This is a genomic window from Massilia sp. TWP1-3-3 (assembly GCF_049897805.1).
Classification (GTDB): Bacteria; Pseudomonadota; Gammaproteobacteria; order Burkholderiales; family Burkholderiaceae_D; genus Telluria_A.
On record NZ_JAFCWX010000021.1, the window covers coordinates 52,543 to 75,711 of the forward strand.

Below are 23,169 nucleotides of genomic sequence, written 5' to 3' on the forward strand. Positions count from 1 at the left end.
TCACGCGCAGTACCGTTCCGCGTTGCAATTTGTTACACGAGAGCAATACCAAAAGTCGATCTACAACGCCAGCGGCGGCCGCTGCCTTATAATACCGGCTGTCCCCTTGCACTGAAACGCCATGTCATCTGCCACTCCCCACGTCAATATCGCCGCCTATAAATTTGTCACGTTCGACAATACCGAAGAATTGCGCCCGCAGTACCAGGCGTTATGCCACGAACTGGGCTTGAAGGGCACCATCCTGCTCACGCCGGAAGGCATCAACTTGTTCTTGTCCGGTCCGCGCGACAAGATCGACCACTTTCTGGCCTGGCTGCGCGGCGACGCGCGCTTTGCCGACATCGAGGTCAAGGAAAGCTATTCCGAAGAGCAGTCGCACAAGCGCATGCTGATCAAGCTGAAGAAGGAAATCATCACCATGCGCATGCCGCTGATCCAGCCCGAGCTGGGGCGCGCGCCCGCAGTGGCGCCGGCCACGCTCAAGCGCTGGCTCGACCAGGGGCATGACGACAATGGCAAGCCGGTCGTGATGGTCGACACGCGCAACGCTTTCGAGGTCGACGTGGGTACCTTCAACAACACGATCGATTACCGGATCGACAAATTCACGCAATTTCCCGAGGTGATCGCCGCCAACAAGGAGGCGCTGGCCGACAAGACCGTCGTCACCTTCTGCACTGGCGGCATCCGCTGTGAAAAAGCGGCCATCCACATGCAGAATATCGGCTACGACAGCGTGTACCAGCTCGAAGGCGGGATTCTGAAATATTTTGAGGACGTGGGCGGGGAGCACTACACGGGCGACTGCTTTGTATTCGACTATCGCACGGCCCTCAATCCCCAGCTTGAAGCGGTCACCACCACCCAATGTTTTGCTTGCCGCGCCGTGGTGACGCCGCGCGAACAGCTGTCGGCGCAGTATGTGTATGGGGTGTCGTGTCCGCATTGCTATCGTGCAGATAGCAATGCGGCCTAGCCTGGCGCCCGGGTGGCACAAAAAAGTGTGGGGAATTTGGCGACGATCGTAGGGCGCAAAAGGACGCAGTCCGCATTGCGCCATGCATCATGGCTTCGGCATTCCACCCAGTAAGGCCGCAATCTTTTGCTTGCCCGGCTTGATTGACGAACTCGATACCGCCGGCGCCAATGGCGCCGAGCTCACGCTCGGCTCGTACGGTTTGAGGAACCATGGATCGACTTTTTCGCGGCGCGGCATCGGTCCACTGGTGCGCGGCGCACGTTCGCTGCGTTCGCCGCCGGTGCTGCTGCTACCGCTGCTACTGCTACTACTGCTACTGCGCACCGGCGCCTCGCCTTCACCGCGGCGCGCGCGGCGCTCCGGTGGACGCTCCGACGTTTCGCGCGGCGCCCGCGATGGCGCGGCAAAGCCGGTCAGCTCGCCACGGGTGATGGTCTGCTTGATCAATTTTTCAATATCGGTCAGCAGGCGCTCGTCCTTCTCCGAATACACGGAAATGGCGTCGCCCGAGGCGCCCGCGCGACCCGTGCGGCCGATCCGGTGCACATAATCTTCCGCGTTGTACGGCAAGTCGAAATTGATCACGCATGGCAAGTCTGAAATGTCGAGCCCGCGCGCGGCCACGTCGGTGGCGACCAGCACATCGGTCTCGCCTTTCTTGAACGCGTCAAGCGCGGCCATGCGTTCCTGCTGGGTCTTGTCGCCATGAATGGCGGTCGACTTGATGCCGGCCTGCTCCAGATGGCGCGACAGGCGCGACGCGCCAATCTTGGTATTCGAAAACACCAGCACTTGCTTGAGGTCGCGTCCGCGGATCAGGTGCTCGACGACGTCGCGCTTGCTCTCTTCAGTCACCTTATAGACCACTTGGGTCACCTTGTCGGCGGTCGCATTGCTGCGCGCCACTTCGATGATCACGGGATCGTTCAAGAAACTGTTCGCCAGCTTCTTGATCTCGCCGGAAAAAGTCGCCGAGAACATGAGGTTCTGGCGTTTTTTCGGCAGCATGTTAATGATGCGTTGCAAGTCCGGCAAAAACCCCATGTCGAGCATGCGGTCCGCTTCGTCCATCACCAGCATCTGCACCTGGCCCAGGTTGACGTTTTTCTGTTCCACATGGTCGAGCAGTCGGCCCGGCGTGGCGATGACGATTTCGACGCCGCCCTTGAGGATGGTGGTCTGGCCCTTCATGTCCATGCCGCCAAACACCACGGTCGAGCGCAGCGGCGTGTGCTGGGCGTAAGCCTTGACGTTTTCCGCCACCTGCACCGCCAGCTCGCGCGTGGGCGTGAGCACCAGCGCGCGCACCGGGTGGCGCGCGGGCGACATGCTGGGGTTGGCGTGCGCCATCAGCAACTGGATGATCGGCAGCGAGAAACCGGCCGTTTTTCCGGTCCCGGTCTGGGCGGCGCCCATGACGTCGCGGCCTTGCAGCACGATGGGAATGGCGGCCGCCTGGATTGGCGTCGGGTGCACATAACCTTGGTCGGTCAGCGCGCGCAGGATTTCGGGAGCAAGGCCGAAGTCGGCAAAACGCACGGTAGGCGCGCTGTCAGCTTCAATGGTGATCGGTGTTTCTGGCATAAATTTTCCGGGCGAATGTTCGATAAGCTCTACGCCCAGATTGAAGGCCGACACAGGGAAAGACCGGCGGCCAGCTCGAAATAGTGTCGCGAAACGCCCCTTTGACAAGCGGACGCGCGGACGTAGATGCAGTAATAGTGCCGTAAACGATACCCTAAAAGCGGGCAACTGTATATGGAATATGTGTTTCCCCCAGAGCGGCAGGATAGATCATTGGTAACAGGCCAAGGGTTCTGACCGCGAACCGGCTTCAAAAAATTAACAATCGCCCCAGCAGAGCGGTATCCCGGGCAGGTCGGCATGACAGGTGGCAGTGTCCGATTGGAAACAGGAAGTTTCGCGCTTGCACAAATTGCATGTCAAAAGGCTTACATCGTGTGCAATTTACATTAGGCAATGTTAAGCTGACGCCAGTTTTAAGCGGCGCTGTCATAAATAGCGCGCGTCCCTTGGGAACCATCCCAGCTATTCGCATAAAGACAAACTTTTGACGATGCCATTCGCCCTCTCCACCGTCCTGCGCCGCGGCTGCGCCCTCCTGTGCCTGCTGGCGCTGTCGCTGTCGGCGCTGGCGACGCCGACCTCGACGCTGCGCTTCAAGCGGCTCGGGTCGATCGACTCGGACGACCTGCTCATCCTGAGCATGATGCAGGACCGCCAGGGCTTCGTGTGGATCGGCACGCTCAGCGGCGGCTTGTACCGCTACAACGGCTACCATGCGGTCAAGTACACCAGCAGCGCCGCCGAGCCGAACAGCCTGCCCCACGACCGCGTCTCGACCCTGTATGAAGACCAGCAGGGCGTGATCTGGGCCGGCACCCAGAACGGGCTGGCACGCTACAACCCGAAGACCAACGATTTCACCCGCTTCGTGCCGCCATACGGCCCGGCCGCGCAGCGCATCGTCAAGTCGATCATCGGCGACGGCAAGGGCGGCATGTGGCTGGCGACCTGGGGCGGCCTGCAGCATTTCGACCCGTCGCGCGCCGCTTTCACGCTATACCTGCATGACGACAAAAGGCCCGGCAGCTTGGCCAGCAACGACGTCAACGCCATTGCCATGGACGAGCGCGGCGGCGTGTGGGCCGCCACCTGGCCCGGCGGCCTGGACTATCTGCCGCAAGGCAAGGTCGACGTGATTCACCACCGCCTCGACAGCGATGCCGCACCCGACCCAAAATTGAATATCGTGCGCGCTCTGCACTATGGCCGCGACCACACTTTGTGGGTCGGCACCCAGAACGGCGTGATCACCTGGAAGGCCGGCACCGACTGGGACGCGCGCACCTTGAATTCGCCGGCCACCCGCATCAACTATTTGTATGGCGACCGCAACGACACGGTGTGGGCCGGGACGCTGGCCGCCGGCCTGCTGCGCTGGGACAAGGGCGCGGCAAAGCCTGTGCAATACGTGCACCGCGCCAACGATTCGAACAGCCTGCCATCAGACTATATCCGGGCCGTCATGCAAGACCGCAGCGGCATGCTGTGGGTCGGTTCGTTTTCGGACGGCATCAGCCTGGCTAACCTGAACAGCCAGGGCTTCCAGCGCTTCATTCCTTTCGATGTCGAAGCGCACAACCTGCGCCCCGACAACTCGCTGAAAGCCATCGAAGGCGCGCCTGACGGGCGCATGTGGTTAAGCGGCAACTCGGGCCTGGCGCTGTTCGATCCGGCCAATGGCGACGTGCTTAAGACATTCCGCGCCGAGGCCGGCAAGCCCGGTTCACTTTCCAACGACGTGGTCTACAGCCTGTACCAGCAGCCGGGCGGGCCGCTGTGGGTGGGCACCTCGGCCGGCCTGAACCGGCTCGACTCGCCGGAGCAGCCGTTCAAGGTCATCAATTTTGGCAGCGTGGGGGCGGACTTCATCAATGCCATCGCCCCCGGCGCGGGCAACACCTTATGGCTCGGCACCGGCAGCCAAGTGATCCGCTACGACACCGTGGCCGGCACCTGGACCAATTACGCCCACAGCACGCTAGAGGCCAACAGCCGCAGCGTCAACAACAGTACTGTCATTCTCGAGGACAAGCTGGGCCGCGTGTGGATGGGTTCGGAATGGAGCGGCGGCGGGCTCGACGTGCTCAATCCGCACACCGGCAAGTTCCGCCACCTGCGCCACGACGCAGCCAATCCGGCCTCGCTGGCCGACGACAACGTCGCCTCGCTGTACCAGGATCCGCAAGGCCGAGTCTGGGCCGGCACCTCGCGCGGGGTCAACCAGGTCTTGACGGCGGCTGACGGCAGCATCAGTTTTCGCAGCTACGGCGCCAAGGACAGCGTGGGCGAAGTCAAGATCCTGGCCATGCGCAGCGACAAGGCCGGCAAGTTGTGGATGAGCACGGCCGGCGGCTTGCTGCGGGTCGATCCCGACTCCGGCAAGGTCAGCCGCTACACCAATGCGGATGGCCTGTCGGAGGGCTATTCGGTGTCCACCGCCTACGCCGCGCCCGACGGCAAGCTGTATTTTGGCGGCGTCAAGGGCATGACCGGCATCACCCCTGAACTGGTGCGCAGCGACTCGGTCAAACCGCAGGTGGCCTTCACCGACATTGGCGTGTTCAACCATTCGCTCAAAAATGGGCAGCCGGTGCCCGGCATCAAGCTCGAAGGCGGCGTCACGTCGCCGTCGGCGCTCACGCTGTCGGTGCAGGAATCGGTGTTCACGATTGAATTTGCGGCCTTGCATTACACCGATCCGGCGCGCAATACCTATGCCTACCGGCTCGACGGCTTCGACCGCGACTGGGTGCGGACCGACGCCACGCGGCGCAGCGCCACCTATACCAATCTGGATCCGGGCCGCTACACCTTCATGGTCAAGGCCGCCAATCACCAGGGGGTGTGGAATGACGAGCCGACCAGTTTGAGGATCGAGATTTTGCCGCCCTGGTACCACACCTGGTGGTTCCGCCTGCTGGCCAGCTTTGCGGCAGTGAGCCTGCTGTCGACGGCTTACCGCGCGCGCGTGCGGCACCTGACGCGGCGCCAGGTCCAGCTCGAAGCGATGGTGGCGGCCCGCACGCACGAACTGGAAGACAGCAATGCCAAGCTGGCTGAACTGTCGAGCACCGACGGCCTGACCGGCATTAACAACCGGCGCGGTTTTGATGCCGCGCTTGAGAGCGAATGGCGGCGCGCGGCCCGCAACGGCTATCCGCTGGCGCTGGCAATGCTCGACGTTGACCATTTCAAGGCCTATAACGACCATTATGGCCACCAGGCGGGCGACCGTTGCCTGCGCCGCGTGGCGGACCTGATTGCCGCGCACGGACGGCGCACCAGCGACCTGGTGGCCCGTTACGGCGGCGAGGAATTCGCCTTGCTGGCGCCGGCGACCGATGCCGCGCACGCGCTGGCGATCGCCCAGGAAATTTGCGAAGAGCTGGCGCGCCTGGCGCTGCCGCATGCCAAGTCGCCACATGGCGTGGTGACGATCAGTATTGGCGTGGCAACGTCGATGCCGGATGAAGCGCTCAGCTGGAGCACGCTGATCGAGCAGGCGGACAAGGCGCTGTATCGGGCCAAGCAGGCGGGGCGGAACCGGGCGGTGCTGGGGGAGTGATGCTGAAATCACCCGGGAGCGCCGTCGAGACGCATGGCGCAATGCGGGCTAGCCCTTTTCCGCCCTACTGCCCTTGGCAGTGCAAAGTATCCTCCCACAATCCTTGTGCAACGGCCACAACCGCGGGGACGATGCAGTGTGGGGTTTGCACATTTCGTGGTGTTTGTGCAGTCAACTGGTGGCAAAACGCTTTGCAACATCCGCGTTCGCGACACCGCTGTAGCATTATTTTTGCATGCCTATCCCATTCAGCGCTTCCAGAGCTGCGCCGCCGCCGCGCGCTCGCCCGCCGCATCGAGCGCCTTGCCGGCAATGCGTTCATCGATCGCCTCGAGCACTGCCGGCGGCAATTGGCTCCCGGCTTGCCGGTACGCCCCGGGCGCGACTGCAGCGGCGCCCGCCATCACGGGAATGCGCCATTCGTCGCCGCTGCGGCAGGCCAGCCCCGCCATGTTGGACAGCATGAAACTGCGGCAATAATGACCATCCTTGGCCACGAAGCTGAGCCCGACCCGTACCGGCGCATCGGCCGCCACCGGCCCGGCCTGCGCAGTTAGCGCCTGCGCCAGCCGGCCTTGCGCCTTCAGCGCCCCGCTGCCGGCGTCCAACCCGGCCAGCTGCGCGCCACCGCCCAAGCCTTGCGCACCAAACACCCCGGCCAGTACGCCCACCACCAGCGTGGCCGCCAGCGCACCCCATTCGGGCCAGCGCCAGCCGTGCTTGTCGGGCGCAGGCCGCGGCGGCGGCGGCGTGCGCAACTGGCGCACGCTGTCGAGATGGATCACCTTGCCCGAGCGCGTGGCCGCCTGCAGCCGCTGGGGCACCTCCTCGGCCAGCGTGCCGGCAAAGGCGCCAAACACGTGCGACCGCAGCACCTGGTGCTGGCGGATCTTTTCGGCCAGGGCCGGGTCCTGGCGCATGGCCAGCTCCACCTGGAACCGCGTTGTGTCGTCGAGCTCGCCGTCGGCGTAGGCCATTATGATTTCTTCGGTAAATCTCATGCTACAGTCCTCGCTTGATCTGACAACAATCCCTGCAGCGCCTCGCGCGCTCGCGCCAGCCTGCTGGTCAGGGTACCCATGGGAATTTCCAGGACCTCGGCCGCTTCCTTGTAGGCCATGCCGTCCACCAGCACCAGGGCGATCACGACCCGGTGGTCGTCCGAGAGCAGGCTGATCGCTTTGCGGATCGCCAGGCGCTGCTGGTGCGCCTCGGCGGAATTGTCGCCCACATGCTCGCCCGACTCTTCGGGGGCGAACACCTGGTCGCGCCGGATCCGGCTGCGCACTTCGTCAATCCAGGCATTTTTCATGATGCGGAAAAGCCAGCTGTCCAGGCGCGTCCCCGCTTCCCATTGTTCGCTGCGCTTGAGCGCGCGCTCCACCGCCACCTGCACCAGGTCGTCGCCATCTTCCGTGTTGAAGGTGATGGAACGCGCAAAGCGGCGCAGCCGGGGCAGCAAGGCCCCGATGTCAGCGTGGATGGTGGTGGCGTCAAGTGTCATAAACATTCATAGATAGCGGGTAAACGTTGGGGCGAGGGATTTTAATCCCAGTCCCGTTCGTTTAATTAACAAGACCATGAATCCCTATACTATCATCCGACGAATGAAGACAAAATCCCCGTTTCGTGCGCCTCGCGCCTGGCGCCTGGTGTTAGCGCTTACTCTCGCGGCGACTGCCTCCCGCGCTAGCGCCCAGTTGCGCCTTCCCTCACTGGCCTTGCCGCACCCTCAGGCCGGCTTGCCCTGGGGCAGCGGTCTGCCGGGCATTGCCGCGGCAAGCCCGGGTCCGCTGCGCGCCCTGCCCGACTTGCGGCACGTGCGCTTGGACCAGGTAAAAATCTTGCTCGGACAACATCGCGATGTGCTCGAAGCCGACCCGCGCGGCGAGCCCGTCGTGCGGCGCGAGATTTTGGCCTGGTCGCCCGGTCCGGCAGGCCTGGCGGCGGCGCAGGCAGCCGGCCTGACGGTGCTGCGCGAGCGGCGCCTGGGCGGCCTGGACGAAGTGATCGTGGTGCTGGGCGTGCCCGAACAGGCCGATACCGCGCGCGTGCTGGAGCAGTTACGCGCACTGGACCCGGACGGCGCGTATGACTTCAACCATCTGTATATGGGCAGCGGCGGCGCAAACGCGGCAGCCGCGCCGGCGGAGGCCGGGTCCGAGTCCGGGTCCGCAAGCGCTTCGCTCGGCGCGGTCAGCGTGGGTCTGGTCGACAGCGGCGTCGACACGCGACACGATGTGTTTCGCGATGCGCGCATCCGGCGCTGGGGCTGCGGCGATGTGGTGCGCCCCGCTGCCCACGGCACTGCCGTGGCGGCGTTGATGGTGGGCCAGTCGCCCCGCTTTCGCGGCGTGGCGCCGCAGGCGCACTTGTTTGCCGCCGATATTTATTGCGACAGCGCCAGTGGCGGCTCGGCCGACAAGATCGCCGGCGCGCTGGCCTGGCTGGCCACGGAACAGGTTGGCGTGATCAACCTGAGCATCGTCGGCCCCGCCAACCGGACGCTCGAACGCGTGGTCGCGGCGATGGTGCGGCGCGGCCACCTGCTGGTGGCGGCGGTCGGCAACGACGGGCCCGCCGCCGCCCCGCTGTATCCGGCCAGCTATCCGGGCGTGGTGGGTGTGAGCGCGGTGGACAAGCGCGGGCGCGTATTGCCCGAAGCGGGGCGCGGGCCGCAAGTCATGTTCGCCGCGCCGGGCAACAATATGGTCAGCGCCGCGCCGGGCGAGCCGCCCTACCGGCAAGTGCGCGGCACCTCGTTCGCCGCCCCCATCGTGGCGGCCATGCTGGCGAGCGCGCTGCCGCGTCCTGACCAGGGGCGCTCGGCGCTCGCACTGGCGGCGCTGGCCGCGCAGGCGGTCAAGGCTGGCGCTGCGGACAGCGGCCATGGGGTGGTGGGACAGGCGTTCCGGGTTGATCCGGAAACGCTGCGCTAACTTTTTTTTCGGACGCAGGGAATAAACCGTCGAGCCCGCTCGTTTTCCTTGTAACGGTTGCAGACAGGCTGCACCGCTTACAGGAGAACATCATGAAAATCAAACACATCGCCATCCACATCGCCCTCATCGCATCCTTTGGCATGGCCGCTTCGGCCCAGGCCCAATTACTGGGCGGCGGCGGCCGCGGCCTTGGCGGATCGCTGGGCGGCATGCTAGGCGGCAGCGGCGGCATGGGCGGCAGCATGGGCGGCGGTATGGGCGGCAGCATGGGCGGCGGCATGGGCAGCCAGGGTGGGGGCAACGGCGCTCTTTCCGGTGCGCTTTCGGGCTCGGCATCAAGCGGCATGAATGCGGACCTTGCCGGCGGCGGGCGCCGCACGGCGGGCACCGTGCGCGATGCGGCGCGCGCTCAGGCCGACAGCACGGGCGGCTACGCGCGTTCGACTGTGGGCAACGCACGCGGCGCAGCGCAGAACGGTGCACGCCAGGCAGGCGACGCGGCAGGTTCGGTTCAGGTCGACAAATCGGTCAATATCAATGCGGGCGGTTCGGCCTACAGCAGCGGCGCCGCCGGCGGCAACGGCACGGCCGGGGGCGAGAGCGAGAGCGAGACCAAGTCCACGAGCCAGTAAGCGACGCAGCACGATCCTGCCGCCGCTGGCACGGCCGCCTTGCTATTTACGAGGTGATCAGGCCGTGCTCGTCGAGCATGTCATGCATCAGTTCGAGGCGGATGACGGGATTGTCGAGCATCAGCAGGCTGTGCTTTTGCGGATTGGGCAAGGGCAGCAGGTCGCACCAGCGGTTGGCCACCCAGCCGCAGTCGTCAAGCCGGAATGGCGGCAGCACCGGCCAGCGCTGCTCGGGTACTTCGTGCAGCGACGCGAGCACCTTGTCGAGCGCGTCGGCGGCGCCTTGCAGTTCGGACGGGATCGGGATGCTGCGGTCGTCTTCCACCAGCTCGGTGTTGGCCATCCACAGGCCGTTGGCGCGCCGTTCGCTGGAAAGAATGCGAAAGCGCGCGCCGCCGCGACAGCTAACGTGCAGCAAGCCCGGCGCGGACGCGGTGGTGTCCTGGACCGAGGCCAGGGTGCCCGTTGGCAGGAAGCGTTCCTGCCCCTCGGGCGTGCGCACCTCGCCGCCCTCGGTCAGCAACACCACGCCGAACGGCGTGCCGTCGGCGATGCAGCGGCCGATCATGTCGAGGTAGCGCACCTCGAAAATTTGCAGCGGCAACACGCCGTCTGGAAACAGCACGGTGCCAAGCGGGAACAGGGGAAAAGTAAGAGCGGCCATGCGTCCATCATGCCAGAATCCGCGCATGGCGGCGCACCATTAATAGTGGCGGACAGCCTGCACCAGTGCGCGCAGGCGCCAGCGCAGGCGCGCGGTGCCGGGATCGGGCCAGGGTTCGACCAGCACCGTCAGCTTGCCCCCGGGATGCGCGCTTGAGGTGAACTCTTCGCTGCCGGCCTGCTCAAACGGCAGGTGCATTTCTCGCCCCGGCTTGACCAAGATGGCGCCCAGGAAGTGCGGGGCCGTGTCATTGTTTTTTATGTGCAGCACGTCGCGCACGCCCAGCGTCAGGCGCACTGTCGGGGGCAAGGCGCCGGTCATGTCGCCAGACTGGCGCCGTGTCTGTGTGCCTGGCGCAATCTCGAGCAGGAGAGTGCGCTCGCGTGCGCCCAGCGGCGCCAACGCGGCCCAGGCGAGTGCGATCACGGCGATCAACAACAGCAGCGAGAGCAGCGCATGGCGGCGCGCGTGTTCGAGCGCAGCGTGCGGTAGCGGCGCTGGCGGCGGCGCTGGCGGCGGTGGTTGCGCCGGTGGTTGCGACGACACTAGCGATACCTCGCCAGAATCCGCTGCACGCTGCCGTCTGCAATGAGGCCATTGATCGCCTTGTCGACGTCGGCGAACGGCAGGTGGCTGCGGCGCGAAAATGCGCATTGCGCCGAAAAGGAAGCAACCGTGAGGTCGGGTCGCAGCTTCAGGGATTTGTTCATCTTTGCATGGTACGCCAGCGTAGACTGCACGATCACGGTGTAACGCGCGTGGCCCAGCATGAGCTTGTGCAGGTTCTCTTCCATGGTGGGCGAATCGCTGCGCAGAAAACGCAAACCGAGCACTTGCTCGACGCGCGGGTAGCGGTAGCCGGTGACGGTGCCTACCGGACGGTCGCGCAAGTCCAACAGCGAACGCAGCACCGGCATGTCGGGGTGGGAAGCGACGACTTCGGTATCGGGCAGCAGCGGAGCGCTCCAGTCAAAATCGCCGTCGATCCAGAACGGCCGCACATAACAGACACCGTCGGCCTTGCCGTCCGAAAGTGCGGCGCCGACCTGGTCGCCTGCTACACTAATAAAGATGATGCTGCGGCCGAGGCGGCGCGCGATGGCCTCGCCCAGGTCCTTCAAAATACCCCCGCTCAGCTTGTCGCTTTTGAAACTGGCCAGCGGCATGGCATGGTTGAGCGGCGCGATCATACGCAATTGGTCGTTGCCGGCGGTGGCCGTGCCTGCTGCCGCCAGCGCGGCGAGGATGCAAACGATGTGCTTGAACATGCTTGATTGCTCACATAAGATAATTTGTACAACGAGCGAAATGGTAACACCGACAAAACCACACACTCCACGAATTTGCCGAAGTCCATGCTCAAATGAAATACAATTGAGGTTTCTTCGCGCTAACATTAGTTTCTTATGAACTATATATTAAAAATTGTCGTGCCCACGGTGCCCCCTTACAACCATGATGCCTATGGATTTGCGGACAACTTGCTGCGCGAGTCAGCAGGGCTGGCGCCGTCGCCCCGGCTGATTCAGTTCCACGATGCACTCACGGCCCGTTTTCCGTGCCCGTCGACTGGCATTTACGACAACGCCGAAGGCAGCCCGGTGTGTCCGTGGGGCCACGTACCGCTGATGGAAGGGTTCACCGGCGACGCCGGCGCCATACAGATTGTCGCGCGCAACGTGGAAGTCATTCCCTTCCTGCTGCGCCGGGCGGGTGCGCTCGCGCTGACCGTGCTGGACGAGCAGGCCGACAAGGTGCACCGCCCGGCGACGTTCAGCATCACGCTCGACAGCATCCAGAAAAATGTCGACCGCGAAGCAATCGTGGCCAAGCTGGTGCCGCTGTTCAAGCGCTCGCCCGAAGAAGTGCGCGAGGTGCTGGCCATGCCCAAGGCGGTGCTCAAGCGCCGGCTGGACCACGTGACGGCGCAGCGCTTCTCGCGCACGCTCGACCTGATCGGCTGCAACTGCACGGTAGAAAAGGAAATGCCCGAACTGGGCGTGACGATCCCGATCAGCGGGCCGGGCGTAGTGGCGATCCAGCCGAGCGCCCAGAACGAGCAGTTCGATTCCCGCTCCCCGCACGAAAAAAGCGCGGGCGTTTCATGGCAGCCAAGCTGGGTCTCGCGGGTATGGGACAAGGTCGCCCGGCGGCGCCACTACTAAACCCTCACCCGGGGCAAACAGTCAGGAACGCTGCCTTCAAGTAACGGTTCATTGGTAACTCTTTTACAGGTGTAGCGAGCTCATGTATAAACTTATCATATCAATAATATGTAAATTTGGATAATTCTTGTCGCCTGCAGATCGTGGAGTACAAATTGTTGCAAAAAGAAAACCATGCCAAAACAAAATCTCGATCATCGCCAATAAACAATGTTACCATCGGTTAATTACTTTTTTGATAACCGAACCATGAGATCTTGCCTTATCCCCTGTCTGCTGTCGCTCGCGGTCTTAGACGCGGCTGCGGCCGACGCGCTCGTCCCCGTCCAGAATTTTACTGAGGCCGCCACTTACAGCCAGGCCCGCCTTGCGCCCGATGGCAAGCATGTCGCCATCAATGTCAGGATGGAACGCAATGGCAGGATGATTCCGACGCTGTCGGTCTACACCGTACCTGAACTGAAACACGTCAGCTCGATCGGCTTGCCCGCTTTCGAAATCCCCGCGGATTTTCTCTGGCTTACCAACAAGCGGCTGGCCGTCAAGAAGGGCCGGGAAATCGGCCTGCGCGAAAAACCAGTTGCAACCGGTGAGGTCGTTGCCGTCAATCTCGACGGCACGCAACAGCAATATCTATTCGGCTATAAAGGATTCAGGCAGTCGAGCAAGGGCGACCGCTATGGCGACGATTATGGCTATGCGCATGTAACCCACATCCCGGAGCAGCGCGATGGCCATGTGCTGCTGGGCAGCCATTATTGGGATAGCAAGCGCAGCATGCTGTACGACATCGATTCCGTGACCTCGGCCCGCAAATTGCTTGCTGACATACCGGCGGAGGATCTTGATTTTGAAGTCCAGCATGATGGCAAGCCGCGTTTTGCCTCGGGCGTAAACGAGAACAACCAGGCGGTGCTGTTCCGCCTCGACGACGGCAGCAGCCAATGGCGCCCGGTCAGCTTTGAGACGCCAGGTTCACGCTACCACCCGTTCGCGTTCACGCCGGACGACAAGGCGGTGTACGTCAGCCAGGCCCAAAATGGCGGGCCATACAGCATCTTGCGCGAAGACATGGCAAGCGGAGCGCGCACCCCGATTGCCAGCGATGCGCTAGGCAATATCGACCGTTTTGAATACACCGCCAGGCCCAGCGTGCCGTTCGCCTACTCGTCGGCCGTGGGCATTCCGCGCGCGCGCTACCTCGACGACAAGCTGCCCGACGCCGTGCTGCACAAGACACTCAGTGCCGCTTTTCCCAACGCCTACGTTTCCTTCATCAACTTCAGCGACGACGGCCAGCATTTGCTCTTTAGCGTGCGCAGCGACCGCGATCCCGGCACCTACTATCTGTACGACAAAAAGACGGCGCAAGCGGACGCATTGTTTTCCAACATGGAGAAAATCGATCCCGCCCAGATGGCCGAGCGGCGCCCGTTCACCTTCACCGCCCGCGACGGCCTGCCGGTGTCCGGTTTCATCACGCTGCCGGCCAATCCGGGCAAGGGCAAATTGCCGATGGTGCTGCTGCCCCATGGGGGACCGATCGGCATTGCCGACGACTGGTACTTCGATACCGACGCGCAATTTCTGGCCAGCCGAGGCTACGCAGTACTGCAAGTCAATTTCCGCGGCTCGGGCGGGCGCGGCAAGCGCTTCGAAGCGGCCGGCCACAAAGAATGGGGCGGCAAGATGATGGACGATCTGATCGACGGCGTGAAATGGGCCGGCGCCCAAAGCGAGATCGACGCCAGTCGGGTATGCGTGTTCGGCGCCAGCTTCGGCGGCTACGCGGCGCTGATGCTGCCGGTCCGCGCACCTGCCATGTTCAAATGCGCGGTCGGTTACTCGGGCATCTACTACTTGCCCCACGCTTATACAACGGACCGCTTGATCGGTGACAAGCAAGCCAAGAACTACCTGGCCAAGGTAATGGGTAGTGACGAAGCGCAGCTGCGCCAGCAGTCGCCCGCAACGCTCGCTGCCAACATTACCGTGCCAGTCTTGCTGGTCCACGGCGGCAATGACAAGGTCACTGAACTGAACCAGGCATTGATGATGCGCGAGGCGCTCATCAAGGCTGGCCGTCCGCCGGAGTGGATCCTGGAAAAGGATGAGGGCCATGGCTTTTACGACGCCAAGCGCCAGCAGGAATTCTACGAACGGCTGGAAGCTTTCCTGGGCAAGCACCTGGCCAAATAGGCTTGCTGCACCCTTGCTGCCCCCTTACTGTACCTTGAGCTGGGTGAAGGCAAAGCCGATCTGCTCGAGCGCCTGGACCGCCTGGTCCAGGCTGGCAAACACTTGTGGCGCGAGGTTCTTGACCTCAAGCAGCATGCCGGCGTCGCCCTTGGCGCCCACCAGCCGCACGTTCCAGTGGCCTGCGGTCATCGGCACGCGCAGCAACATCACGCCGCTCAGGCGCCCGAGCGCAAAGTCGCGCCGTGCCTGTTCCATGGTGCGGTTGCACTCGGGCGCGCTCATCTGGCCGGCATGGCCGCCAGCATGGTCCGCACGGCATCATTGGCCGCGCTCCAGCCGGCCTTGGCCAGCACCGGCGCGCACTGGGCGCAGGCGCTGAAGGGATTGCAGTCATGCTCCAGTTCAAAGTATTGCTTGCCGACGACGGGTTTGTCCGAATAGGTGTCAAGCTTGGCCGCCTTTTCTTTCACGGGCGGCGCCTCGCCTCCCGCCGTGAGCCAGCGCGCAAAGGGTGCGTCGGCCACGCCGTCGGGCACGTACCAGGCCTTGCGGTCCTGGTTCCAGCGCGCGCCCAGGGATTTTGCTTCGTCTTTTTCCGCGAACGGAACTTTCAAGAATTTCATGTGGTCGCTTTCATGTAGTCGCCCCTGACAGGATGCCGTATTGTCCCACTATGGCAGGCGCCGGTACACCCCTTGCTCGCCGAGCACGCAACTGAAGTCCTTGGCGAACTCCGTGCCCAGCAAGTCGCTGGGCGGCTCCACCTGCAAGATGCCGAAGTTGCACAGGCTTTCGCTGAACAGGCCGAGCGCGCGCCACTGCAGCGGCACGTCGAAATCTTTGAGCGGACGCTGGCACACGATCAGGTGGAACTCATTGAAGGAGGCGTCGCTCGCCAGGTCGTACTGGCCCCACACGATGTTCTGGCGCAAATCCGCGCGCAGCTTGTAGTGCTCGCCCACGCGCTCGCAGTACGCCAGCAGCGAATGGCGCCCGCCCCCTTTCAAATGGCGCTCGTCGCGCTCAAGCATGCTCGCGCCGGTGACGGCAAGAGCCGCCACCTCGCCCAGCACGTCGTCATTGGCGCTGGTGACAAACAGCTGCGTCTTGCCGAGCAAGCCTTCCTCCTCGAGCATGACGGCCAGCTGCAGCACCAGGCCAGGGTCCGCGCATTCTGCCAGCCACACCACCGGCCAGGACGCTGAACGCAGCACCGGCAAGGCCGCGCAGCGCATCGCCATGAAGCACTGCGGCCCCGTGAAAAAACCACTGGCGCCCTGGCTCAGGTGGCGCATCGTTTCCCTGGCAAAGCCGACATCGTACAGCACCCTGCCCTGCAAGGCCGAGATGCTGTCAACGCCGGCGTGCGCCACGAACGCGTCGATCCTGCGCTCCAGGGCCACCGGTTCGAAGCCCCGAAAGTCCACACCGTAGCGCCGGTACATGCCTTCGACCAGCAGGCTCGTTTCCAGCTGCGCGACGCTGGCCTCGTCGGCCACTGTCAATGACCGAGCCATACGCGGATCAGCGAGAGCAGTTGCGCCACGTCGACCGGCTTGGTGATGTAGTCGGATGCGCCGGCGGCGATGCACTTGTCGCGGTCGCCCTTCATGGCCTTGGCCGTCAAGGTGATGATCGGCAGCGTCTTGAAGCGGGCGATCTTGCGGATCGCGCGCATCGTGTCGTAGCCGTCCATCTCCGGCATCATGATGTCCATCAGGACGATCTCGATGCCCTCGGTTTCTTCCAGCATCTTGATGCCGTCCTTGCCGTTTTCGGCGAAGTGCACCTTCATCTGGTAGCGTTCGAGCACGGTGGTCAGCGCGAAGATGTTGCGCAGGTCGTCATCGACCACGAGTACGCTGCGGCCCACCAGGTCGCCCTCGGAAGCCTGCACCTGCTCGAGCATGCGGCGCTGCTCGTCGGGCAGGCGCGCCGGCGAACGGTGCAGGAACAGCGCCGTTTCGTCCAGCAGGCGCTCGCGCGAACGCGCATCCTTGACCACGATGGTCTTGGCAAAGCGTTTGAGCTTGGTCACTTCCTTGCGCGAGAGTTCGGCGGCGGTGTAGACCACCACCGGCAGGTCGCGCAAATTCGGGTCCTTGCTAATGGTGTCCAACAGCGTGAAGCCGTCCATGTCCGGCAGCGACAGGTCCAGCACCACGCAGTCGAAGCGGCGCTCCTTGAGTACTTGCAGCGCCTTGGCGCCGGTGTCGACGGCCACCAGTTCCAGGTCCGAGTCGCCGATCAGCTGGGTGATGTCGAGCCGCTGCACTTCGTCGTCCTCGATGATCAACAGGCTGCGCCGGGTATGGCTCATGAAGCGCAGGATCTGGCTGAATTCCTCGTCCAGGCGCTCCGGCTTGACCGGCTTGTTCAGGTACGAGATGGCGCCGGCACGCAGCGCCTTTTCGCGCTCGCGCATGCTCGACATCACGTGCACGGGAATGTGGCGCGTGGTCGGGTCGCGCTTCAAGCGGTCGAGTACCGTAAAGCCGTCGGTGTCGGGCAAGTCCAGGTCGAGCAGGATGGCGATCGGCAGGTAGTCGCGCGCCAGCGTGAGCACCGATTCGCCGCTGAAGGTGACGATGCCTTTCAGGCCGCGCGCGCGCGCCTGCGAGAGCACGATGTTGGCAAAGCGCGAGTCATCCTCGACGATCAGCACCGACTGGTCGCCCGAGGACACCAGGTTGCGGTCGTCGAAGTCCGGATCGTGCAGGTTCACGCGCGGCGTGGTGCCGTTGAACGGCAGCGTGACCACGCCCGGAATCGGCATGGGCGCCAGCTCGTTGGCGATCTGGCGCAGCGGCGCCGGCTCCATGGACAGCTGGTAGGCGCCAAAGCCGGAATGGTTATACGGCAGGAACAAGGTAAAGGTACTGCCGCTGCCGACCACCGAGCTGACCCGGATTTCGCCGCCCAGCAAACGCGCCAGTTCGCGCGAGATCGACAGGCCAAGGCCGGTGCCGCCGTAGCGGCGCGCGGTCGAACCGTCGGCCTGCTGGAACGCTTCGAAGATCAGCTGCAGCTTGTCGGCCGAAATGCCCACGCCGGTGTCGGTGACGGAGAACGACACCACCGCGTCGGCGCGGTCGAGCGTGGGGTGTTCCGGGGTCCAGCCGCTTTGCACCATGCCGATGCGCAGCGTGACTTCGCCGTTGGCGGTGAACTTGAACGCGTTCGACAGCAGGTTTTTCAGGATCTGCTGCAAGCGCGTGGTGTCGGTCATCATTGCCAGCGGCAGGCTCGGATCCATCTCGATGAAGAACTTGACCAGTTTGGCTTCGGCCATGTGGCGGAAGGTGCGCTCCACGTAGGTGGCCAGCACCGGGAAACGCGACTCCGACACTTCCAGCGTCACCGTGCCGGACTCGATCTTGGACAAGTCGAGAATGTCGTTGATCAGGGTGAGCAGGTCGGAGCCGGAGCCGTGGATGGTTTTGGCATACTCGACCTGGTTCTTGGACAGGTTGCCGTTCGGGTTGTCGCCCAGCTGCTGCGCCAGGATCAACAGGCTGTTCAGGGGCGTTCTCAGCTCGTGCGACATATTGGCCAAGAACTCGGACTTGTACTTGGACGACAGCGCCAGCTGCGTGGCCTTGTCTTCCAGCGCCAGCTTGGCCTGTTCCACCTCGCGGTTCTTGCGTTCCACCTCGCTGTTCTGGTCCGACAGCAAGCGCGCCTTTTCGGCCAGCTCCTGGTTGGTCTGCTGCAGTTCTTGCGCCAGCGACTGCGACTGCGTCAGCAGCGACTCGGTGCGGCTGTTGGCCTCGATCGTATTCAACACCGCGCCAATCGAACCCATCAACTGGTCCAGAAAGCCCATGTGGGTTTGCGTGAAGCGGTCGAGCGAGGCGATCTCGATGACGGCCTTGACTTCCTGCTCGAACAGGATCGGCAACACCACGATGTTGGTGGGCGGCGCGGAACCGAGGCCAGACGACACCACGACATAATCGCGCGGCACGTTGGTCAGCCACATGCGCTGCTTTTCAATGGCGCACTGGCCAACCAACCCTTCGCCGGGAGCGAACGAGGTAGGCAGCTCGCGGTCGGACCGGTAGCCGTAGCTGGCGATCATTTTCAGGCGCGGCTTGAGGTCATGGGCGTCCATCATGAAGAACACGCCATGGTGGGCCGAGACCAGCGGGGCAAGCTCCGAGAGAATCAGCTTGGTCACTTCCTCGATGTCGCGCTGGCCTTGCAACAAGCGCGTAAAGCGCGCCAGGTTGGTCTTGAGCCAATCCTGCTCGGCGTTCTTTTGCGTGGTCTCTTTCAGGTTGCGGATCATCTCGTTGATGTTGTCCTTCAGGTCGGACACTTCGCCGCGCGCTTCGACCTGGATCGAGCGCGACAAGTCGCCGCGCGTCACCGCCGTGGCCACTTCGGCAATCGCGCGCACCTGGGTCGTCAAGTTCGCCGCCAGCTGGTTCACGTTTTCGGTCAAGTCTTTCCACGTGCCCGAGGCGCCCGGCACCGATGCCTGGCCGCCCAGCTTTCCTTCCACGCCCACGTCGCGCGCTACGCCCGTCACCTGGTCGGCAAACACGGCCAGCGTATCGGTCATTTCATTGATGGTGTTGGCCAGCGATGCGATCTCGCCTTGCGCCGCGACCGTCAGCTTTTTCTTCATGTCGCCTTTTGCCACGGCGGTCACCACGCCGGCGATACCGCGCACCTGCGCCGTCAGGTTGGCGGCCATGAAGTTCACGTTCTCGGTCAAGTCTTTCCAGGTGCCGCCCACGCCCTTCACCTGCGCCTGGCCGCCGAGTTTTCCTTCGGTGCCCACTTCGCGCGCCACGCGCGTCACTTCCGACGCAAAGGAGGACAGTTGATCGACCATCACGTTGATGGTGTCTTTCAGTTCGAGGATCTCGCCCTTGACGTCCACGGTGATCTTCTTGGACAAGTCGCCGTTTGCCACCGCGGTGGTCACTTCAGCGATGTTACGCACCTGGCCGGTGAGATTGGACGCCATGAAGTTCACGTTGTCGGTCAAGTCTTTCCAGGTGCCCGAGGCGCCCGGTACATTGGCCTGGCCGCCCAGGCGCCCTTCGGTACCGACTTCACGCGCTACGCGCGTCACTTCCGAGGCAAACGAGCGCAATTGGTCGACCATGGTGTTGATGGTGTCTTTCAGCTGCAAGATCTCGCCGCGCACGTCCACCGTGATCTTCTTGGACAAGTCGCCGTTCGCCACCGCAGTCGTCACGTCTGCAATGTTACGCACCTGCGAGGTCAGGTTACCGGCCATCGAGTTGACCGAGTCGGTCAAGTCTTTCCAGGTACCTGCAACGCCCGGCACGTTGGCCTGCCCGCCCAATTTACCCTCGGTGCCGACCTCGCGCGCCACGCGCGTCACTTCCGAGGCAAAGGAGGATAATTGGTCCACCATCACGTTGATGGTGTCTTTCATTTCCAGGATCTCGCCCTTGACGTCGGCGGTGATCTTCTTGGACAAGTCGCCGTTCGCCACCGCCGTGGTCACCTCGGCGATGTTGCGCACCTGGCCGGTAAGGTTGGAGGCCATGAAGTTCACGTTGTCGGTCAAGTCTTTCCAGGTGCCGGCCACGCCCTTCACCTGCGCCTGGCCGCCGAGTTTTCCTTCGGTGCCCACTTCGCGCGCCACGCGCGTCACTTCCGAGGCGAACGAGGAGAGCTGGTCCACCATCACGTTGATGGTGTCTTTCAGTTCCAGGATCTCGCCCTTGGCGTCTGCCGTGATTTTTTTGGACAAGTCGCCCGTTGCCACCGCCGTCGTCACGTCCGCAATATTGCGCACCTGGCCGGTCAGGTTACCGGCCATCGAATTCACCGAGTCGGTCAAGTCTTTCCAGGTGCCTGCCACGCCGGGCACATTGGCCTGGCCGCCCAGCTTGCCTTCGGTACCCACCTCGCGCGCCACGCGCGTCACTTCCGAGGCGAAGGAATTGAGCTGGTCCACCATCACGTTAATCGTATTCTTGAGCTCGAGAATTTCGCCTTTTGCGTCCGCCGTGATGGTTTTGGACAGCTCGCCGTTGGCCACTGCGGTGGTCACTTCCGCGATATTGCGCACCTGGCCCGTCAAGTTCGAGGCCATGAAGTTCACGTTGTCGGTCAAGTCTTTCCAGGTACCGGCCACGCCCTTTACCTGCGCCTGGCCGCCCAGCTTGCCTTCGGTGCCCACCTCGCGCGCAACGCGCGTCACTTCGGATGCGAACGAAGACAATTGGTCCACCATCACGTTGATCGTGTCTTTCAACTGCAAAATCTCGCCCTGGGCGTCGGCCGCAATTTTTTTGGACAAGTCGCCGTTCGCCACCGCCGTGGTCACCTCGGCGATGTTGCGCACCTGCCCCGTCAAGTTACCCGCCATCGAGTTCACCGAGTCGGTCAAGTCTTTCCAGGTACCCGCAACGCCCGGCACGTTTGCCTGGCCGCCCAGCTTGCCTTCGGTACCGACCTCGCGCGCCACCCGCGTGACTTCCGAGGCGAAGGAAGACAATTGATCCACCATCACGTTGATCGTGTCTTTCAGCTGCAAGATTTCGCCCTGGGCGTCGGCCGCGATTTTTTTCGACAAGTCGCCGTTCGCCACCGCCGTCGTCACCTCGGCAATGTTACGCACCTGGCCCGTCAAGTTACCCGCCATCGAGTTGACCGAGTCGGTCAAGTCTTTCCAGGTACCGGCCACGCCGGGCACGTGCGCCTGGCCGCCCAGTTTGCCTTCGGTGCCCACTTCGCGCGCCACGCGCGTGACTTCCGAGGCGAAAGAAGACAATTGATCCACCATCACGTTAATCGTGTCTTTCAGCTCCAGGATCTCGCCCTTGGCGTCCGCCGTGATTTTCTTCGAGAGGTTGCCGTTTGCCACCGCCGTCGTCACCTCCGCGATGTTACGCACCTGGCGCGTCAGGTTACCGGCCATCGAGTTGACGTTTTCGGTCAAGTCTTTCCAGGTACCGCCCACGCCTTTTACCTGCGCCTGGCCGCCCAGCTTGCCTTCGGTACCGACTTCGCGCGCCACCCGCGTGACCTCGGACGCAAAGGAAGACAATTGATCCACCATCACGTTAATCGTATTTTTGAGCTCGAGAATTTCGCCCTTGGCGTCTGCGGTGATTTTCTTCGACAGGTTGCCGTTCGCCACCGCCGTCGTCACCTCGGCAATATTGCGCACCTGGCCGGTCAGGTTACCGGCCATGGAGTTCACCGAGTCGGTCAAGTCTTTCCAGGTGCCGCCCACGCCCTTCACCTGCGCCTGGCCGCCCAGCTTGCCTTCGGTACCCACTTCGCGCGCCACACGCGTCACTTCCGAGGCGAACGAGGATAGCTGGTCCACCATCACGTTGATGGTGTCCTTCAACTGCAAGATTTCACCCTTGGCGTCGGCGGCGATCTTTTTGGACAAGTCGCCATTCGCCACCGCGGTCGTCACTTCGGCAATGTTACGCACCTGGCCCGTCAGGTTGGACGCCATGAAGTTCACGTTGTCGGTCAAATCCTTCCAGGTGCCGCCCACGCCGGGCACGTAAGCTTGGCCGCCCAGTTTGCCTTCGGTGCCGACCTCGCGCGCCACGCGCGTCACTTCCGAGGCGAACGAGCGCAGCTGGTCCACCATGGTGTTGATCGTGTCTTTCAGCTGCAAGATTTCGCCACGCACGTCGACCGTGATTTTTTTGGACAAGTCGCCGTTGGCCACCGCGGTCGTGACTTCCGCAATATTGCGCACCTGGGAAGTGAGGTTACCGGCCATCGAGTTGACCGAGTCGGTCAAGTCTTTCCAGGTACCGGCAACGCCCGGCACATTGGCCTGGCCGCCCAATTTACCTTCGGTACCCACCTCGCGCGCCACGCGCGTGACTTCCGAGGCGAAAGAAGACAGCTGGTCCACCATCGTGTTCGCGGTCGATGCGGCGCGCAGGAACTGACCGCGCAAGGGGCGCCCGTCCACTTCCAGCGCCATGTTTTGCGACAGGTCGCCTTTTGCCACGGCGCCAATGACGCGCGCCATTTCAGTGGTCGGGCGCACCAGGTCGTCGATCAAGGCATTGACCGAATTGATGATCGTGGCCCAGCCGCCGCCCACGGTGGGCGAGGCTGCGCGCTGCAGCAGGCGGCCGTCATGGCCGACCACGCGGCTCACGCTGACAATTTCCTGCGCGATCTTGTCGCTGTTTTCAATAATGTCGTTGAGGGTATCGGCGATCTTGCCGTTCATGCCCGTCAAGTCGGAGGGGAGCCGCACGGAGAAATCGCCTCGGCGCAACGCTACCAAAGCAGTCAGCAGTAACTTTGAATCGAGAACTTCGTTTGATTCTGCTATGACATCCATGTGACCGCTCCTTGTTTGTGAGCAGACATTTTGAATGTCAATCTTTATGCTTGCAAGCAATGTTCTATTGAAACTAGCCCTTTTTTGGGATGAAGCGGCAGACAAAACCTGCGTCC

At 63.1% G+C, this 23,169-nt stretch carries 16 protein-coding genes; 6 read left to right on the forward strand and 10 right to left on the reverse strand.

All coding sequences use genetic code 11. The features are described from left to right. The first annotated feature begins 121 nt into the window (after positions 1 to 121). Positions 122 to 979 (forward strand): sulfurtransferase, encoded by an 858-nt coding sequence (locus tag ACP7D4_RS19140; protein WP_426210740.1) that lies wholly within the window; start codon positions 122 to 124, stop codon positions 977 to 979. An 87-nt stretch (positions 980 to 1,066) separates the two neighbouring features. Here ACP7D4_RS19140 and ACP7D4_RS19145 read toward each other — a convergent pair whose 3' ends face one another. Continuing rightward, positions 1,067 to 2,566 carry a DEAD/DEAH box helicase gene (locus tag ACP7D4_RS19145; RefSeq protein WP_426210742.1) on the reverse strand — a complete coding sequence of 500 codons (1,500 nt, stop codon included), beginning with the start codon at positions 2,564 to 2,566 and terminating at the stop codon, positions 1,067 to 1,069. A gap of 493 nt (positions 2,567 to 3,059) precedes the next feature. On the opposite strand from ACP7D4_RS19145, the gene ACP7D4_RS19150 reads away from it, so the two are divergent. After that, complete coding sequence (locus tag ACP7D4_RS19150) at positions 3,060 to 6,134, forward strand: diguanylate cyclase domain-containing protein (protein WP_426210791.1); 3,075 nt, start codon at positions 3,060 to 3,062, stop codon at positions 6,132 to 6,134. 248 nt (positions 6,135 to 6,382) lie between these two features. Here the strand turns inward: ACP7D4_RS19150 and ACP7D4_RS19155 are convergent, their stop codons facing one another. Both ACP7D4_RS19155 and ACP7D4_RS19160 read right to left on the reverse strand, forming a co-directional pair. Then, positions 6,383 to 7,135, reverse strand: a complete 753-nt coding sequence (locus ACP7D4_RS19155) for an anti-sigma factor family protein (RefSeq protein WP_426102952.1) — start codon at positions 7,133 to 7,135, stop codon at positions 6,383 to 6,385. After that, on the reverse strand, positions 7,132 to 7,638 hold the full coding sequence (locus tag ACP7D4_RS19160) for an RNA polymerase sigma factor (RefSeq protein WP_426102954.1): 507 nt from the start codon (positions 7,636 to 7,638) through the stop codon (positions 7,132 to 7,134). The genes ACP7D4_RS19155 and ACP7D4_RS19160 overlap by 4 nt, the downstream gene beginning before the upstream one ends. A 196-nt stretch (positions 7,639 to 7,834) precedes the next feature. Here ACP7D4_RS19160 and ACP7D4_RS19165 point away from each other — a divergent pair, with 196 nt between their 5' ends. After that, positions 7,835 to 9,073, forward strand: a complete 1,239-nt coding sequence (locus tag ACP7D4_RS19165; RefSeq protein WP_426210744.1) for a S8 family serine peptidase — start codon at positions 7,835 to 7,837, stop codon at positions 9,071 to 9,073. 92 nt (positions 9,074 to 9,165) lie between these two features. Beyond that, positions 9,166 to 9,708 (forward strand): hypothetical protein, encoded by a 543-nt coding sequence (locus ACP7D4_RS19170; RefSeq protein WP_426210745.1) that lies wholly within the window; start codon positions 9,166 to 9,168, stop codon positions 9,706 to 9,708. Positions 9,709 to 9,754: 46 nt separating this feature from the next. On the opposite strand, the gene ACP7D4_RS19175 is transcribed toward ACP7D4_RS19170, so the two are convergent. The 3 genes from ACP7D4_RS19175 to ACP7D4_RS19185 are packed head-to-tail and all read right to left on the reverse strand — an operon-like array spanning position 9,755 to position 11,640. After that, complete coding sequence (locus ACP7D4_RS19175) at positions 9,755 to 10,372, reverse strand: LON peptidase substrate-binding domain-containing protein (protein WP_426210747.1); 618 nt, start codon at positions 10,370 to 10,372, stop codon at positions 9,755 to 9,757. 39 nt (positions 10,373 to 10,411) lie between these two features. Further along, positions 10,412 to 10,918, reverse strand: a complete 507-nt coding sequence (locus ACP7D4_RS19180) for a cupredoxin domain-containing protein (protein ID WP_426210749.1) — start codon at positions 10,916 to 10,918, stop codon at positions 10,412 to 10,414. Then, complete coding sequence (locus tag ACP7D4_RS19185) at positions 10,918 to 11,640, reverse strand: substrate-binding periplasmic protein (RefSeq protein ID WP_426102964.1); 723 nt, start codon at positions 11,638 to 11,640, stop codon at positions 10,918 to 10,920. Before ACP7D4_RS19185 ends, ACP7D4_RS19180 begins: the two co-directional genes overlap by 1 nt. A gap of 138 nt (positions 11,641 to 11,778) precedes the next feature. Between ACP7D4_RS19185 and ACP7D4_RS19190 the strand changes: the two genes are divergently transcribed. Both ACP7D4_RS19190 and ACP7D4_RS19195 read left to right on the forward strand, forming a co-directional pair. Then, positions 11,779 to 12,537 (forward strand): hypothetical protein, encoded by a 759-nt coding sequence (locus ACP7D4_RS19190; protein WP_426102966.1) that lies wholly within the window; start codon positions 11,779 to 11,781, stop codon positions 12,535 to 12,537. Between the two features lie 249 nt (positions 12,538 to 12,786). Beyond that, entirely contained in the window at positions 12,787 to 14,736 is a 1,950-nt protein-coding gene (locus ACP7D4_RS19195) for a prolyl oligopeptidase family serine peptidase (RefSeq protein ID WP_426210750.1), read from the forward strand. Between the two features lie 24 nt (positions 14,737 to 14,760). On the opposite strand, the gene ACP7D4_RS19200 is transcribed toward ACP7D4_RS19195, so the two are convergent. Genes ACP7D4_RS19200 through ACP7D4_RS19215 form a run of 4 tightly spaced genes read right to left on the reverse strand, consistent with a single transcriptional unit; the run spans position 14,761 to position 23,053 of the window. Continuing rightward, complete coding sequence (locus tag ACP7D4_RS19200; RefSeq protein ID WP_426210752.1) at positions 14,761 to 15,018, reverse strand: hypothetical protein; 258 nt, start codon at positions 15,016 to 15,018, stop codon at positions 14,761 to 14,763. Beyond that, a complete protein-coding gene (locus ACP7D4_RS19205) occupies positions 15,015 to 15,359 on the reverse strand; it encodes a DUF5710 domain-containing protein (RefSeq protein ID WP_426210754.1) in 345 nt (114 codons plus the stop codon). Before ACP7D4_RS19205 ends, ACP7D4_RS19200 begins: the two co-directional genes overlap by 4 nt. 48 nt (positions 15,360 to 15,407) lie before the next feature. Continuing rightward, entirely contained in the window at positions 15,408 to 16,253 is an 846-nt protein-coding gene (locus ACP7D4_RS19210) for a hypothetical protein (RefSeq protein WP_426210756.1), read from the reverse strand. After that, positions 16,238 to 23,053, reverse strand: a complete 6,816-nt coding sequence (locus tag ACP7D4_RS19215; protein WP_426210758.1) for a HAMP domain-containing protein — start codon at positions 23,051 to 23,053, stop codon at positions 16,238 to 16,240. Before ACP7D4_RS19215 ends, ACP7D4_RS19210 begins: the two co-directional genes overlap by 16 nt. Positions 23,054 to 23,169 lie beyond the last annotated feature (116 nt).

What these genes read in the sequence shown, in the direction of transcription:
- ACP7D4_RS19195 (WP_426210750.1), top strand. Translation starts at nt 12,787, where the DNA reads ATGAGATCTTGCCTTATCCCCTGTCTGCTGTCGCTCGCGGTCTTAGAC.
- ACP7D4_RS19215 (WP_426210758.1), bottom strand. Translation starts at nt 23,053, where the DNA reads ATGGATGTCATAGCAGAATCAAACGAAGTTCTCGATTCAAAGTTACTG.
- ACP7D4_RS19200 (WP_426210752.1), bottom strand. Translation starts at nt 15,018, where the DNA reads ATGAGCGCGCCCGAGTGCAACCGCACCATGGAACAGGCACGGCGCGAC.
- ACP7D4_RS19140 (WP_426210740.1), top strand. Translation starts at nt 122, where the DNA reads ATGTCATCTGCCACTCCCCACGTCAATATCGCCGCCTATAAATTTGTC.
- ACP7D4_RS19160 (WP_426102954.1), bottom strand. Translation starts at nt 7,638, where the DNA reads ATGACACTTGACGCCACCACCATCCACGCTGACATCGGGGCCTTGCTG.
- ACP7D4_RS19205 (WP_426210754.1), bottom strand. Translation starts at nt 15,359, where the DNA reads ATGAAATTCTTGAAAGTTCCGTTCGCGGAAAAAGACGAAGCAAAATCC.
- ACP7D4_RS19210 (WP_426210756.1), bottom strand. Translation starts at nt 16,253, where the DNA reads ATGGCTCGGTCATTGACAGTGGCCGACGAGGCCAGCGTCGCGCAGCTG.
- ACP7D4_RS19145 (WP_426210742.1), bottom strand. Translation starts at nt 2,566, where the DNA reads ATGCCAGAAACACCGATCACCATTGAAGCTGACAGCGCGCCTACCGTG.
- ACP7D4_RS19150 (WP_426210791.1), top strand. Translation starts at nt 3,060, where the DNA reads ATGCCATTCGCCCTCTCCACCGTCCTGCGCCGCGGCTGCGCCCTCCTG.
- ACP7D4_RS19185 (WP_426102964.1), bottom strand. Translation starts at nt 11,640, where the DNA reads ATGTTCAAGCACATCGTTTGCATCCTCGCCGCGCTGGCGGCAGCAGGC.
- ACP7D4_RS19170 (WP_426210745.1), top strand. Translation starts at nt 9,166, where the DNA reads ATGAAAATCAAACACATCGCCATCCACATCGCCCTCATCGCATCCTTT.
- ACP7D4_RS19155 (WP_426102952.1), bottom strand. Translation starts at nt 7,135, where the DNA reads ATGAGATTTACCGAAGAAATCATAATGGCCTACGCCGACGGCGAGCTC.
- ACP7D4_RS19175 (WP_426210747.1), bottom strand. Translation starts at nt 10,372, where the DNA reads ATGGCCGCTCTTACTTTTCCCCTGTTCCCGCTTGGCACCGTGCTGTTT.
- ACP7D4_RS19190 (WP_426102966.1), top strand. Translation starts at nt 11,779, where the DNA reads ATGAACTATATATTAAAAATTGTCGTGCCCACGGTGCCCCCTTACAAC.